This window comes from Bombella sp. ESL0380 (assembly GCF_009725805.1).
GTDB classification, from domain to species: Bacteria; Pseudomonadota; Alphaproteobacteria; order Acetobacterales; family Acetobacteraceae; genus Bombella; species Bombella apis.
The window spans coordinates 297,518-310,631 of record NZ_WNIH01000005.1 but is presented as its reverse complement, the minus strand read 5'-3'; the positions used below and the strand labels follow the sequence as shown (position 1 = coordinate 310,631).

The following is a 13,114-nucleotide window of genomic DNA, read 5'->3' as shown; positions in this document are numbered from 1 at the left end:
CGAGGGCTGGCCTTTTTTGCAGGTTGTGGATGGGGAGGGTCAGAGAGCACCCCATGTGGTGGTCTGTATGTTGTGGGCAGCGAGCAGCTCTCTTGTCGCAGGGCTCGTGAGTGTGGCGAGTTCCTGTTCGGGCTGATAGCCGGGCATGAGGCTTGCCATCTGGCTGTTCTGGCCTTTTGCCGGATGAAAATAGATTTCACTGATACCAGATGGCAGTTGTGGGATCAGTCTGTGGATGCGTTCTGGTGTCATATGGCCGGACCAGCGCAGGCCAAAGCAGGAATCATTGGTTTTCATGCCAGCGCGGCGAATCTGGTGGCGCAGGACACGGGTCCACTGCTCCAGGGCCTGGTCGCCAAGGCTGGGCGTTTCTCCCAGTGGGCCGGCAGGTTCCATGGGAGTGCGGATGGCTCGCAGTCCGTAGGTTCTGCCCGTCTGGATCATCATCTGCCCGATGGTTGGGTGCAGGTGCATGTGTTTGTGGGCATTGGCATGATCCAGTTGCAGGCCTGTACGGGCGAACTGCTCAAACTGGGCATGGATTTCCTTTTTCAGGGCAGCACGTGTGGTGGGCGAGAAAAAATACTGGAGGCCCAGCTGTAGCTGATTGCTGCCAAACCAGCCCTTCTGGTCCGTAATGATGGGGAGGTGCAGCAGGGAATCCCCTTCAATGACGACCAGATGAAGCCCCAACCGCAGGTTGGGCAGTCTTTTTGCCCGTCGCAGGGCATCCTCAAAGGCAGGGGCGGCCACCATGAGGCTGGCTGTGCTGAGGAGACCATTGCGGTGGGCTTCCTCGATTGCTTCATTGACTTCCACGCTCATGCCGAAATCATCAGCAGAGAAAATGACGCGGCGGGGGGAGGAAACTGTCATGGTCTGGCTCGTGGGAGGAAGGTGAGAGGGTGGCCCTGTGTGGCAGTGGGCCCGCATGATGCCTCAATCAGGCTCTTATGTGAATGTCAGGGCATGTCATGAAAAAGGCGGCCTCTGGTGAGGCCGCCTTTTCCCTGTTCAGTCGCTTCAGGCCAGTGTCAGGAGGAGTGACGCTGACGGAGGAACTGGAAGAATTCCACACCCTCACGCAGGCGGCGTTTGAGCATCTGTGGGTCCGTAATCATTTCCTTGACGATGGCGAAAATTTTGGAGGGGCGGAAGTAGAACTCCTTGTAGAAGGTTTCCACGCTCTTGAAGATTTCCGTATGGGAGAGATGCGGGTAATGCAGCGGGGCGATCTGCACGCCGTTCTCATCAATCAGCTCAGCCTCGTCTTCATTCAGCCAGCCATTTTCAGAGGCCTGCTTGTGCAGGAAGGTCCCCGGATAGGGAGCTGCCAGAGACACCTGCATGGTGTGCGGGTCAATCTCCTTGGCATATTCGATGGTCTCACGGATGGTTTCTTTTGTCTCACCCGGCAGGCCAACGATGAATGTTCCGTGAATCTTGATGCCCAGCTTGTGGCAGTTTTTCGTGAATTCACGAGCCGTTTCGATGCGCATGCCCTTCTTGATGTTGTGCAGGATCTGCTGGTTGCCGCTTTCATACCCGACAAGAAGCAGGCGCAGCCCATTGTCCCGCAGCACCTTCAGCGTGTCGTAAGGCACATTGGCCTTGGCATTGCAGGACCACGTCACGCCCAGCTTGCCAAGCTCCCGGGCGATGGCCTCGGCACGGGGCAGGTCATCGGTGAAGGTGTCATCATCAAAGAAGAATTCCTTCACCTGCGGGAAATATTTCATGGCAAGCCTGATCTCGGCTGCCACATGCTCCGGGCTGCGTGTGCGGTAGCGATGCCCGCCCACTGTCTGCGGCCAGAGGCAGAAGGTGCAGCGGGACTTGCACCCACGGCCCGTGTAAATGGAGATGTACGGGTGTTTCAGGTAACCGATGAAGTAATCTTCAATTCTCAGGTCACGCTTGTACACTTCCGTCACGAAAGGCAGGCTGTCCATGTCTTCAATCATGGCGCGGTCCTTGTTGGTGATGATCTCACCATTCTCATTGCGCCATGTGATGCCATCCACCTCGGCAAGGGGCTTGCCTTCGGCAATTTCCTTGATGGTGAAGTCGAATTCATTGCGGGCCACGAAGTCGATCGGGCTGCCCTGTGCAAGGCTTTCGTCAGGCTGGACAGCCACCTTGGCTCCGACCATGCCGATCTTCAGCTTCGGGTTGGTTTCCTTCAGCATCTTGGCCACACGGACGTCAGACGGGAAGGACGGCGTGGAGGTGTGCATGATCACCAGATCACGATTCTTCACATCCTCAAGGATGGGGCCCATGCCCATCTTGGCCGGGGGAGCGTCGATCAGGCGTGAGCCAGGCACCATTGCTGCAGGCTGGGCCAGCCACGTGGGGTACCAGAAGGAGCGGATTTCCCGCTTTGCCTGGTAGCGTGAGCCAGCACCGCCATCAAAGCCATCAAAAGATGGGGGCTGCAGAAACAGTGTTCTCAACATGAACGGACACTCCTGATAATGTCGGGCCTGTCAACGCCGGTTTCGTTGACGGGAAAAGGGGCACACAAGGTTAATTGAGCTTGTTATAGGGACTTCGGAAGTTTTTTGCCACGGGAGATGTGCAGCGACTGTCCCCGCCAGGTCACCTGCGTGCCACGGGCGCTGCCAACCATGACAGCGGCCGACAGCCAGTCCCGGAAGATGAGATGGGGGAAAAGGCCGGGCATGGCGCAGTTTGTCAGCCGTCCGATGTGGCACGTCATGGCACTGCGGCAGAGCAGCCCCCCGCCCAGCAGTGCCCAGGAAAAAAACCGGGCTGGTGCAAAAAGGACACAGAGACTGCCCCAGAAGAGTGGCAGCTGGAGGGCGGAAAGACCATAACCGACAGGCTCCACACTGCGGACAGTCCGTCCCCAGCGCAGTTCATGCTGGAAGAGGGCCCCCAGGCCCGTTTCGGCAACGGTTGTCTGGCAGATGGTGGATGCCAGGGCAATTCTGCCGCCATTGTGGCGGATGAGCTGCCCCAGCACGGCGTCATCAGCCACATGCTGGACAAGAGCTTCCAGTCCGCCGATGTCTTCCAGATGCTTGCGCCGCAGGGCCATGGTGGCCCCCAGGCAGTCCTGCCGCCCCATGAGGCGGGACATCATGACACCGGGCAGGAAGTTTGTATTTATGCCACATGCCCCCAGCTTGCGGACGAGCGTATTGCTGGCGGGCAGGCCTGCATAGAGGGTTGTGGCAAGCTGCACGCCGTCTTGCTGGAGTGCCCGTACGATGCTGGCCGTGTAGTCTGCGCTGACATGGATGTCGGAATCAGAAATGATCAGGACATCATGTTTACAGGCAGGAAACATGTTGATGAGATTGCCCACCTTGCGGTTGGGGCCGTGCTCTGTCTGGTCGATGACGACAGATATGTCCCGTTCGGGGTAGCGCTTCTGGAGGCGCCGGACGACGGCCAGTGCCGGGTCGTGTTCATCCTGAAGGCCGAAGACGATCTGATGGGGCGCCGGATAATCCTGCCTGAAGAAACTTTCCAGAGCCTCTTCCAGCAGCGGCTCGTCCCCGTGAAGGGGTTTCATGATGGTTACGGCTGGCAGGGTGCCATCATGGTGCAGGGGGCTCAATGTTTCATCGGGAATATGGGCTGTCCGGCGGAAACGGTGCAGCAGCCCGGTGCCGATGGCCCCCTGGAGATGCCCAGCCAGTGAAAAGATGCCGCTTACGGCAGAGGCGATCGCAAGCAGTGAGGGCATCAGCAGGAGTGTCCGCAGGAATGATGGAACTGGTGTGGAAGAGCTCCGCAGAGGGGTATCATGGTCGTCTGCCTGGCTGGCAGAACAGCTCTGCCAGCCATGTCATGACGTTTCTGATGGCCTGATACGTTGTCAGAGAGAGCTGGAAAGGAAAAAGCCATGCAATCCGGTTTTAGTCTTGTAGAAAATCATCCGCTTTCTTTGTCAGCGTACGAGCCAGGCCATTGGCGCCACTCTGGCTGAAAATGGTCTTGAAGTCGGAACGCTGGGCGGCAACCTGGCTGATATGGCCATCCAGCAGGATGTCCACGATGCGCCAGCCATTCGGGCCTTTGACCATCACATAGTCAATGGGTGTGGCTGATTCGGCAGAGTCATTCCTGTTGCCGATGGTCGTGTGGACGATGGTGCGTCCATCTTCTTCCGTAGTCTGGCTGACAGTGAAAACGGCATTCGTCCCAGGCTTGAACGTGGAGGCATAGCGGGCCACGGTGAACCGCTTGAAAGCATTGATGAGGGCACTGCGTTCATCAGCGGAGAGCTGGTCATAATGCAGGCCGACCGAACGCTTGAGGATGGCATCCATGTCGAAGGCCTGGTCAACCAGCGGGGCGATCATGGCGCTGCGCTTGCCGATGCCAGCCCCGGACTGTTCGGACTGCTCAAGTGCTTTGTAGAGGCCACTGATCGGGGCCTGTGGTGTGGCTGCCCCTGCCGGGGCGGCGGCGGGGGTGCGCCCGGCCGCATGGGCGGAGATAGGGGCGATGGCGGCGGGGACGCCTGCCAGCAAGGCCATCATGCTGATGGAAAACATAAGACAACGTTTCATGTGCATGTTCTTTCCTCCTATGTTCCTGTCCATGCAAGAGGCCATGAGACTCTTGGCACGGGGTCCCTGTAGGATGCCGCGTCACTGTGGTGAATCTGCTACAGTCGGGGCGGCAGTATAGCGCATTATCATTGAATGAACGAGTCTGTCGGCGTTATAGCGGGTGCATGTGGTGCCGGGAGCCTGTGACAACCAGGGAAGGGAGCTTCTCTTGTGCTTGCAATTCCCGGCTGCTTCTGCGAAGGAACCGGCAGGTTTCGTGGTGGGTCCCGGTCATGGAGGGATGTTCCATGGCTGGGCACGGGTGTCCTGATACCGTGATGCAGCCCCGATGGAGAGAATGATCAGAGGATTATAATGGCCGTACCATTGATGCAGGCTGTCCGAGTTGGACGGTACGTTCTCAAGCAGCACCTGACAGGACGCAAGCGCTATCCGCTGGTGCTGATGCTTGAGCCGCTGTTCCGCTGCAATCTGGCTTGCGCAGGTTGTGGCAAGATTGATTACCCCGCAAAGATCCTCAATCAGCGCATGAGCTATCAGGAGTGCATGGATGCTGATACCGAGGCGGGCGCCCCTGTGATCGCCGTGGCCGGTGGCGAGCCGCTGCTGCACAAGGAGATGCCGCAGATCATTGAAGGTCTGGTGGCCCGCAAGAAGTATGTCTATCTCTGCACCAACGCCCTTCTGCTGGAGAAGAAGATCGACGACTACAAGCCGTCTCCTTTCTTCTCATGGGATGTCCATCTGGACGGTGACCAGCAGATGCACGATTCGTCCGTCTGTCAGGAAGGCGTGTACGAGCGTGCGGTCAAGGCCATCAAGCTTGCCAAGTCCAAGGGCTTCCGTGTTTCCATCAACTGCACCCTTTTTGATGGTGTGAAGCCCGAGCGTGTGGCTGCCTTTTTTGATGAGGTCATGAAGCTGGGCGTGGATGGCGTGATGACGGCTCCGGGTTACGCCTATGAGCGTGCGCCGGATCAGGAACACTTCCTGAACCGCCAGAAGACCAAGACGCTGTTCCGTGACATCTTCCGCCTTGGCAAGGGCCACAAATGGCGGTTCACGCAGTCCCCGCTGTTCCTGAACTTCCTGGCCGGGAACGAGACCTATCACTGCACGCCGTGGGGCAAGCCGCTGCGTACCGTGTTTGGCTGGCAGCGCCCCTGCTACCTGCTGGGTGAAGGCTATGCCAAGACCTTCAAGGAGCTGATGGACGACACGGCCTGGGACCAGTACGGCACAGGTGCTTATGAAAAATGCGCCGACTGCATGGTCCATTCCGGGTACGAGTCCACGGCCGTGATGGACGCGGTCCGCCGCCCGCTGCACTTCATCAAGGTGGCTCTTCAGGGGCCGGAGACGGAAAAGCCGATGGCTCCGGAAATCTCTCTGGCCAACCAGCGTCCGGCCTCTTATGGCTACGATGATGAAGTGGCCCGCCAGCTCGAACGTATCGAAGGCGAAGAAGCCAAAAGCGGCAAGAAGCCGGCCCGTGGGCCGCGTGTCCGCATCAATGGCCGTATGGAAGGCCCGGCTGCTCCGGCTGCCAAGTAAGGCACGCCCTGTCTTCCTGCCCTGACTGTCCCGTCTGTCCTTGTGGCATGGGGCAGATCAGGGCAGGATGGCCTCATGATGATTCCTGTCCTGACAATTGTTCTTCTGATTTTCCTTAATGGCGTTTTCGCCACGGGGGAGCTTGCGCTTATTTCGGCCAAGCGGGCCCGGCTCTCCAATCTGGCACAGAAAAAGGTTGCCGGTGCGGAGCGGGCGTTGAAGCTGGCTGAAAACCCTCAGAATTTCCTGCCGACAGTGCAGATCGGCATGACCCTTGTCTCCATTCTGGAAGGTGCCTTCGGGGGCAGCCAGCTGGAGGAGGGAGTTCAGCATTTTTTTGAACATTTGGCCATTCCACAGCCTTTTGCGGGGGAGCTGGCCATCATCAGTGTCGTGGCGGCGATCACTTTTGCCATGCTCGTCTTTGGTGAGCTTGTGCCGAAGCAGATAGCCCTGCGGCGCCCGGAAACCATTGCCATCCATCTTTCATCCACCCTGGTGGTGCTGGCCTGGTGTACGAGGCCGGTCGTCTGGCTGCTGAGCAAAACGACGGACATGGTCCTGCGGCTGATCGGCCTTGGCTCCATGCCCCGTGTGACGGTGACGGAGGAAGAGCTGAAGGCTGTCCTCCAGGAGGGGATGCAGGCCGGAATACTGGAAACGGAGGAGCGGGCCATCATCGAGCGTCTGCTCCGTCTGGCGGATCGCCCCGTCCGGGCCATCATGACTCCCCGCAACGAGCTGTTCTGGGTCGATCGCAATGCTGATGAGGAAACACTGGCCAGGAAACTGCGCCAGTCATCTTACGGGCGCATTGTGGTCTGTGATGGTGATGTGGACCATCCTGTCGGCGTCATGCTGGCCAAGGATGTGATGGACAGGCTTCTGCTGGGTCTGCCCCTGTCCGTGGACGCTGTATTGCGGACCCCGCCTGCCATTCCGGACAGTCTGACCGCACAGGGGATGATCGAGCGCCTCAAGGGGATTTCCCTCGGGATCGTGTTTGTCTTTGATGAGTATGGCTCTTTCGAAGGGATCGTGACCCCCTCTGATGTGTTCGAGGCCATTATTGGTGATGAGGCGCTGGACGTGGCCGCACAGAAAAATTCTGAATCCGGTGGCAAGGAGGAATATATCCTTGATGGCACCATGCCGATTGATGATGTCTGTGTCCGTCTGGATATCGCCGTACCACCGGATGATGGCCGTTATCATACTCTGGGAGGGGCTCTCATGGCCCTGTTGCGTCGGGTGCCTGCCAAGGGGGACAAGGTGGTTTTCTCTGGCTGGCTTTTTGAGGTGCTGGAAATGGAGCGGCGGCGTGTTCTGCGGGTCCGGGCCAGCCGTTGGGCCTTGGCGAAGAACTGAAAAATCCCCCTTAATATGCTGGGGAAAATCAGTTAATATGGATTAAATTACAAGTATAATTTTTGTAAATTCACAATGAATATCTCTTGTGAATTATATTTCATAAAATAGGGGAAGGAGGAATCTGCCAATATTCTGGGGGTGACAGGGAGTATCCATTTAAAAAAAAGCGGTTCTCTGTCTTGGCGTTATCTGGTGGGGTCGATATAACCCGGGCATCCGACTTCTCTGCCCGTCTCGCTTTGGAGCGGTGAGGTGAGGGAAGCTCTGCGAGAGGGAGTTCTGCATGATCACGCTTTCACCTGACTATCGCCCTTCCGATGATGAAGAGTTCATGAATGAACGGCAGCTTGCCTATTTCCGGCAGAAGCTGCTGCATTGGCGGATGGACCTTCTCAAGGAGGCGGGGGAAACTCTGGCCAGCCTTTCCGAGGGTGGGATACGTGAGGCTGATCTGACAGACCGTGCCACCGTGGAGACGGACCGGGCTTTCGAGCTGCGGACCCGGGACCGTGCCCGCAAACTCATCATCAAGATCGACATGGCTCTGGCCCGGATTGAGGATGGTTCTTACGGTTACTGTGAGGAAACGGGTGAGCCGATAGGGCTCCAGCGTCTGGAGGCCCGTCCGATTGCCACCCTGTCGCTGGAGGCGCAGGAACGGCACGAGCGGCACGAAAAGATTTATCGGGACGACTGATTAGGGGTTGCATGGCGGGGGCGAACAGGTTAGTTAACCCGCCATGGGACAGCAGTGCTGCTGTAGCTCAGTGGTAGAGCACTCCCTTGGTAAGGGAGAGGTCGCGAGTTCAATCCTCGCCAGCAGCACCATTCTTCAGTTTTTGATGAAGCCTCTTATCTGTCTCCTGTTTTTTCCTGATAATATGATGTCTTCTGTTTCCTTGCTGGAGAGGCACGGTCATTATGGTTGATACGGTTGTCCTGTACGGGATCAAGACCTGTTCTACGGTGAAGAAGGCCATGAAGTGGCTCGAGGACCGGGGGATTCCCGTCCGCTATCATGATGTTCGCAAGGACGGGCTGACAGCTGCCCTGCTGGAAGGTTGGGTTGAAGCTGTAGGGTGGGAGAAGCTGCTCAATCGGTCCAGCCTGACATTTCGCCGTCTTGATGAGGCACAGAAGCAGGACCTGACACAAGCCCGTGCCGTGGCGCTGATGCTGGAGCATCCAACCCTGGTGCGTCGCCCCGTGCTTGAGAGCGGAAAGACCGTTACGGTGGGATTCCGGCCCGAGCTTTATGAAGGGCTGTTCGCTCCGACAGCCTGACCATGGTTTTTCAGGCATGCAGGGAAGGCTCTTCGCCGTTCCGTTCATGAGATGATAGAGAAGGCTCCAGTTTCGGGGCCTTTATTTTTGAGAAGGAGGTGCAGTTATGGAGGTGTTTTCACGGCGGTCCTCTGTGGCTCCTTCGGTGAGGCCGGAAAAGGGTTTTCCTGTCATGGCGCCCGAGCAGGTACAGCTCCTGTTCCGACGCCGCCTTTCGGAGATATGCGCCCGTTTTGAAGACTGGCAGATGCCCGTTACTGTCAGAGGGGTGATTGGGGAGGTGCGGCCGGACCATTGGCGCCGTCGGGAAAGTACGCCCCTGCTGGATGAAAAGACGGGCACGGCCATTCTGCTGGACATCTCCCCTTCCCTGCTGGAGGGAGACGGGCTTCATGCGGGAGAACGTGTGCGTGTCTGCGGCCTGTTGAGGGCGCATCTGCATCAGGGACAGGTCATGCCCCGTTTTGAGGTTCTGGCCGTCGGGCGGGATGCAGAAGAGAAGGCCGACAGGCAGCGGGAAGAGCTGTTGCAGTTTCTGCGAGGGACGCCGCCCCAGCGGCGCAGCTTTCCAACCCGTGAAGGGGCGCGGATGCTGCTGCTGGGTATTGGTGTCGGGGTGGACCGGCTGAAGAGCATGGAGCAGGCCCTTGGTGGTTTCTGGACAGAACGGAACGTGACATTCCGTGCCGTGCAGGGTGATGGGGCAGCAGGCCAGTCTCTGCATGGGGTGGAAGAGGATATCGTTTTTCTGGTCATTGCCGGTGCACAGGCGGTGGAGACGGAGTCCGCCATGTTCATGAAGGCGCTGCTGCACTGTCCGGCCTATCGTGTTCTGGTCTATGACGCCGCAGCAGATGATGGGCTGCCTTCTGCCATTCTGCCGCATATGGTCGACTGTTTTTTCCGGACGACTGTGGAGGCGGCGACCTTCATAAGGCAGCAGAGCAGCGTGGTGCGGCAGCATCAGGATGAAGAGCGGGCACATCAGGAAGAGCTGGCAGCCTTGCGGGCCAGTCTTGCTGCCCTGGCAGAGCGTCCCGGGGAGACCAGTTCCCCATCACCACTTTTTCTGTTTCTGGCAGGGCTGTGTCTCGGCGGGGGGCTGGTTGCAGCCAGCCTGTGGGGCCTGCACCATCTTTTTCAGGGGGGCTGAGCCCCCCTTTCCTGTGGGGCCTCAGGGCAGGAATTCAGGCCGGGGCCGTAATGGAAGAAATTCCCCCAGCATGGGAGCCAGATTGTGCAAATGTTGAGCAGAATCCGGAGATAGCAGAAGCAGTGCCCGTGCCAGGTCATGTGGTGGAAGGCTGGGGTGCCCGGCAAGCCATGTGAGCAGCCCGTGCACGCTCAGGCCCTCCGGCTCATCAACGGGGGGTAGCGGTGTGAAGAGGCAGGCAGGCGCTGTGCTGGTCGGTATCAGCTCCAGCGGCATGTTGGCATGGCCTGTTTCGTGTGGCAGGTAGATGGCCTGCCTCTGTGTGTTGAAGGTGATGCGCAGGCTGGCCATGCCAAACGGGCAGGGTGCATCTCCAAGTGTGAAGGATGACCTGTCCTGCTCATGGAGAGTGAGAAGATGCGGAGTGCTCTTCAGCCAGAATCCGATGAGTGGTTCGTGGTGGTCCGACTGGTCCCCCGTCAGGAGTCTGCCCTCAGGGAAGCGGAGAAGGACGGTCTGTCCGGCTTCATAGCGGGCTGAAAACTGGTTGTTCAGCAGCAGGCCACTCTGGGTGGAGGGGCGTATCCGCTCGTACTGGAAGGTTCCGTGCTGCACAAGGTCCCGGATGCCCAGTGCTGTGGCATCTTCCTGATAGTGCAGACGTGCTTCTTCAAGCTGCGGCTCCACGAGCTTCTGCAAACGGGAGAGCCCCGCCTTCAGTGCGCTTTCCCGCATCCGGTTGGAGAGCACGCGCATGGCCCGGAGGTCACGTTCCTGTGGAGGGGTGACCTGCTCGTTGCGGTTGTAGTGGGCCCGCATGGGTGGAGGCAGTTCGTCCTCACCATGGGCCAGTGCGCAGATGTAATGCTGGATGCAGCCACCGGCCCAGGGTTTTTCTGGAAGGGTTTCCCTGTCGGGCTGGTAGGGCTCTCCATCCGCCCGGATGATCTGCTCTGGCAGCAGGCCCAGCATATGCGCATCGGTCAGTCTGGCTGGGGTGGGCAGCTGGTCCAGCCGGGCCATGAGCCGGACGAACCGGTGATCGGCAAAAGAGGGCATGGCGTGCCAGAGATGGTTGGCCACCACATGCCCCGGAGGAGGCTGAACATGCCCGGCGCTGCCATAAATCCGCCAATGTATGGCCATGGCAGCGATTTCATCCGTGGATGGGGGGAACAGGCGTGCCAGTTCGCGGGTAGGAGACAGATATTCATCCGCATCCAGAATGATGATCCAGTCCTCCACGGGAATGGTGTCGCCCTCCGCTTCCTCCTGGACGTCCCGAGGCATGTTCTGGGTGATCTGCCGGAGGTGGGTGATGGCCTGCCGGGTCAGCTCAAGGCGCCGTCCTTCCGGGCTCAGCTCTTCCCGGAGCTCCACCGGGTGCCATGAGAGGGGCCAGTCCTGCTGGAGACTCTGGACAATCTGCCGCACATTATCAAAAGCGCCAGCATCAATGATGGCGATATGCTCAATCCCGAGGGCCAGGTGCCATGCCAGCCACCCCGGCAGGGTATGGTCTGCCTGCTTGAGAAGGACGGCACATGTGAGACGAGGGTGCCTATCGGACATAAATACGGACCATGTTGTTCTGGACGGTCGGGCTGGAGCCGACTTTCATCTCCAGCTGGATGGGGCGGGCACCGGCTGCCAGAACATGGCTGGCGACCGGGTTGACGAGCGTCTCTGTCAGCTGCTGGAGGGACTGCCTTTCGGCCTCAGGCGTCTGCTGCATGGGAGCCATGCCCTGGATGATGAACAGGATGTTGCTCTTGCGGCCCAGTGCAAGTTTGGTGGCTTTCTCCACCGCTGGCCCGTAATCCCGTTCTGGCGTGCCGCCAGCAATCTGGAGAAAGGCCGGTTTTTCCGGGGCGGGAGCAGGCAGGGCCGGGGTGGCCGTTCTGGGAGGCCTGCCAGCCTGCGCATCGAACGTGCGTTGATCGATGGGATTGCAGCCGCAGAGGGACGCCGTCAGCAGAAGCAGGGCAGTGGAGCGGAATCGCAGAAGAGAGCGGGGGACAGAGAGAGCCATCATAAAACAACAGGTTACAGGAAGCCGGGCATGACGCAAGAGGGAAGCAGGGCTGCTTCAAAAACTTCATTTTCCCTCTGTTGCTCTCTGGCAGTGGTGCTATGGATAAGGAGTCCTTTAGCTACCAATTACGGAGGAAGCGACCAATGGCCGTTAAAATTGCAATCAACGGGTTCGGACGTATCGGGCGTCTGGTTCTTCGTGGCATCATCGAAAGCGGGCGCACTGACGTCGAGCCGGTTCTGATCAACGATCTCGGCTCCGTGGAGGCCAACGCTCACCTTCTGAAGTACGATACCGTTCATGGTCGTCTGCCGGCTGAGGTCGAGGTCGTCAATGGTGATCTGCTCATCAAGACCCACCAGGGCCGCACCATCGGTCCGATCAAGGTGACAGCCCAGCGCAACCCGGAAGAGATTCCGCTCCAGGGTGTTGATGTGGCCATGGAATGCACAGGCCTCTTCACGGCCCGTGACAAGGCTTCTGCCCTGCTGAAGGCTGGTGCCAAGCATGTGCTGGTTTCTGCTCCGGGCAAGGATGCCGACGCCACGATCGTGTACGGCGTGAACAACGACGCCCTGAAGCCGGGCATGCAGATCGTCTCCAACGCTTCCTGCACGACGAACTGTCTCTCCCCGGTTGCTTCCGTGCTGGATGAAAAGTTCGGCATCGAGCGTGGTTACATGGTGACCGTCCATTCCTACACAGGTGACCAGCGCACCATCGACACGCTGCACAAGGATCCCCGTCGTGCCCGTGCCGCTGCTGTCAACATCATTCCGACATCCACGGGTGCTGCCCGTGCCGTTGGTCTGGTTCTGCCGCAGCTCAAGGGCAAGCTGGACGGCACGGCCATCCGCGTGCCGACGCCGAACGTCTCCCTCGTCTCCCTGGACTTCGTGCCGAAGCGCAAGCCGTCCTCCGTCGAGGAAGTCAACGAGGCCATCCGTGAGGCTTCCGAAGGCCGCCTGAAGGGCATCCTCGGCTACAACACGGAGCCGCTGGTGAGCCACGACTTCAACCACGTTCCGTTCTCCTCCACCTTTGATGCCACGCAGACAGCGCTGGTTGATGGTGGTGAGCTGGTCCGTATCTGTGCCTGGTACGACAATGAGTGGGGCTTCTCCAACCGTATGTCCGACACGGCATCTCTGTTCGGGAAACTCTGAT

General features: G+C 58.9%; 12 protein-coding genes and 1 tRNA gene. 7 read left to right on the top strand and 6 right to left on the bottom strand.

Annotation, left to right across the window (positions count from 1 at the left end; genetic code table 11):
- Positions 1 to 39: 39 nt before the first annotated feature.
- From hpnK to GM608_RS07120, 4 genes are all read right to left on the bottom strand, one after another.
- Positions 40 to 876 carry a hopanoid biosynthesis-associated protein HpnK gene (gene hpnK, locus GM608_RS07135; RefSeq protein ID WP_043558072.1) on the bottom strand — a complete coding sequence of 279 codons (837 nt, stop codon included), beginning with the start codon at positions 874 to 876 and terminating at the stop codon, positions 40 to 42.
- 158 nt (positions 877 to 1,034) lie between these two features.
- Complete coding sequence (gene hpnJ, locus GM608_RS07130) at positions 1,035 to 2,459, bottom strand: hopanoid biosynthesis associated radical SAM protein HpnJ (RefSeq protein ID WP_043558074.1); 1,425 nt, start codon at positions 2,457 to 2,459, stop codon at positions 1,035 to 1,037.
- 83 nt (positions 2,460 to 2,542) lie between these two features.
- On the bottom strand, positions 2,543 to 3,718 hold the full coding sequence (hpnI, locus tag GM608_RS07125; protein ID WP_081562812.1) for a bacteriohopanetetrol glucosamine biosynthesis glycosyltransferase HpnI: 1,176 nt from the start codon (positions 3,716 to 3,718) through the stop codon (positions 2,543 to 2,545).
- A gap of 172 nt (positions 3,719 to 3,890) precedes the next feature.
- Positions 3,891 to 4,547, bottom strand: a complete 657-nt coding sequence (locus GM608_RS07120) for an ABC transporter substrate-binding protein (protein WP_181005180.1) — start codon at positions 4,545 to 4,547, stop codon at positions 3,891 to 3,893.
- A gap of 357 nt (positions 4,548 to 4,904) precedes the next feature.
- On the opposite strand from GM608_RS07120, the gene hpnH reads away from it, so the two are divergent.
- From hpnH to GM608_RS07090, 6 genes are all read left to right on the top strand, one after another.
- Positions 4,905 to 6,104 carry an adenosyl-hopene transferase HpnH gene (gene hpnH / locus GM608_RS07115; protein WP_043558082.1) on the top strand — a complete coding sequence of 400 codons (1,200 nt, stop codon included), beginning with the start codon at positions 4,905 to 4,907 and terminating at the stop codon, positions 6,102 to 6,104.
- Between the two features lie 75 nt (positions 6,105 to 6,179).
- Positions 6,180 to 7,472 (top strand): hemolysin family protein, encoded by a 1,293-nt coding sequence (locus GM608_RS07110; protein ID WP_043558084.1) that lies wholly within the window; start codon positions 6,180 to 6,182, stop codon positions 7,470 to 7,472.
- Between the two features lie 286 nt (positions 7,473 to 7,758).
- Positions 7,759 to 8,172, top strand: a complete 414-nt coding sequence (gene dksA / locus GM608_RS07105; protein WP_043558086.1) for an RNA polymerase-binding protein DksA — start codon at positions 7,759 to 7,761, stop codon at positions 8,170 to 8,172.
- A 56-nt stretch (positions 8,173 to 8,228) separates the two neighbouring features.
- Positions 8,229 to 8,303 (top strand) — tRNA-Thr (locus tag GM608_RS07100).
- Between the two features lie 93 nt (positions 8,304 to 8,396).
- Complete coding sequence (locus GM608_RS07095) at positions 8,397 to 8,759, top strand: arsenate reductase (RefSeq protein ID WP_043558089.1); 363 nt, start codon at positions 8,397 to 8,399, stop codon at positions 8,757 to 8,759.
- A 172-nt stretch (positions 8,760 to 8,931) separates the two neighbouring features.
- Positions 8,932 to 9,912 carry a hypothetical protein gene (locus GM608_RS07090; protein WP_143539921.1) on the top strand — a complete coding sequence of 327 codons (981 nt, stop codon included), beginning with the start codon at positions 8,932 to 8,934 and terminating at the stop codon, positions 9,910 to 9,912.
- A 21-nt stretch (positions 9,913 to 9,933) separates the two neighbouring features.
- Here the strand turns inward: GM608_RS07090 and GM608_RS07085 are convergent, their stop codons facing one another.
- Positions 9,934 to 11,484: a glycosyltransferase family 2 protein gene (locus tag GM608_RS07085; protein WP_333645299.1), complete on the bottom strand. Its 1,551-nt coding sequence runs from the start codon at positions 11,482 to 11,484 to the stop codon at positions 9,934 to 9,936.
- Positions 11,474 to 11,947, bottom strand: coding sequence for a hypothetical protein (locus GM608_RS07080; protein ID WP_081562809.1), 474 nt, complete (start codon positions 11,945 to 11,947; stop codon positions 11,474 to 11,476). Before GM608_RS07080 ends, GM608_RS07085 begins: the two co-directional genes overlap by 11 nt.
- Positions 11,948 to 12,090: 143 nt before the next feature.
- On the opposite strand from GM608_RS07080, the gene gap reads away from it, so the two are divergent.
- Complete coding sequence (gene gap / locus GM608_RS07075; RefSeq protein ID WP_103765262.1) at positions 12,091 to 13,113, top strand: type I glyceraldehyde-3-phosphate dehydrogenase; 1,023 nt, start codon at positions 12,091 to 12,093, stop codon at positions 13,111 to 13,113.
- Position 13,114: the final 1 nt, after the last annotated feature.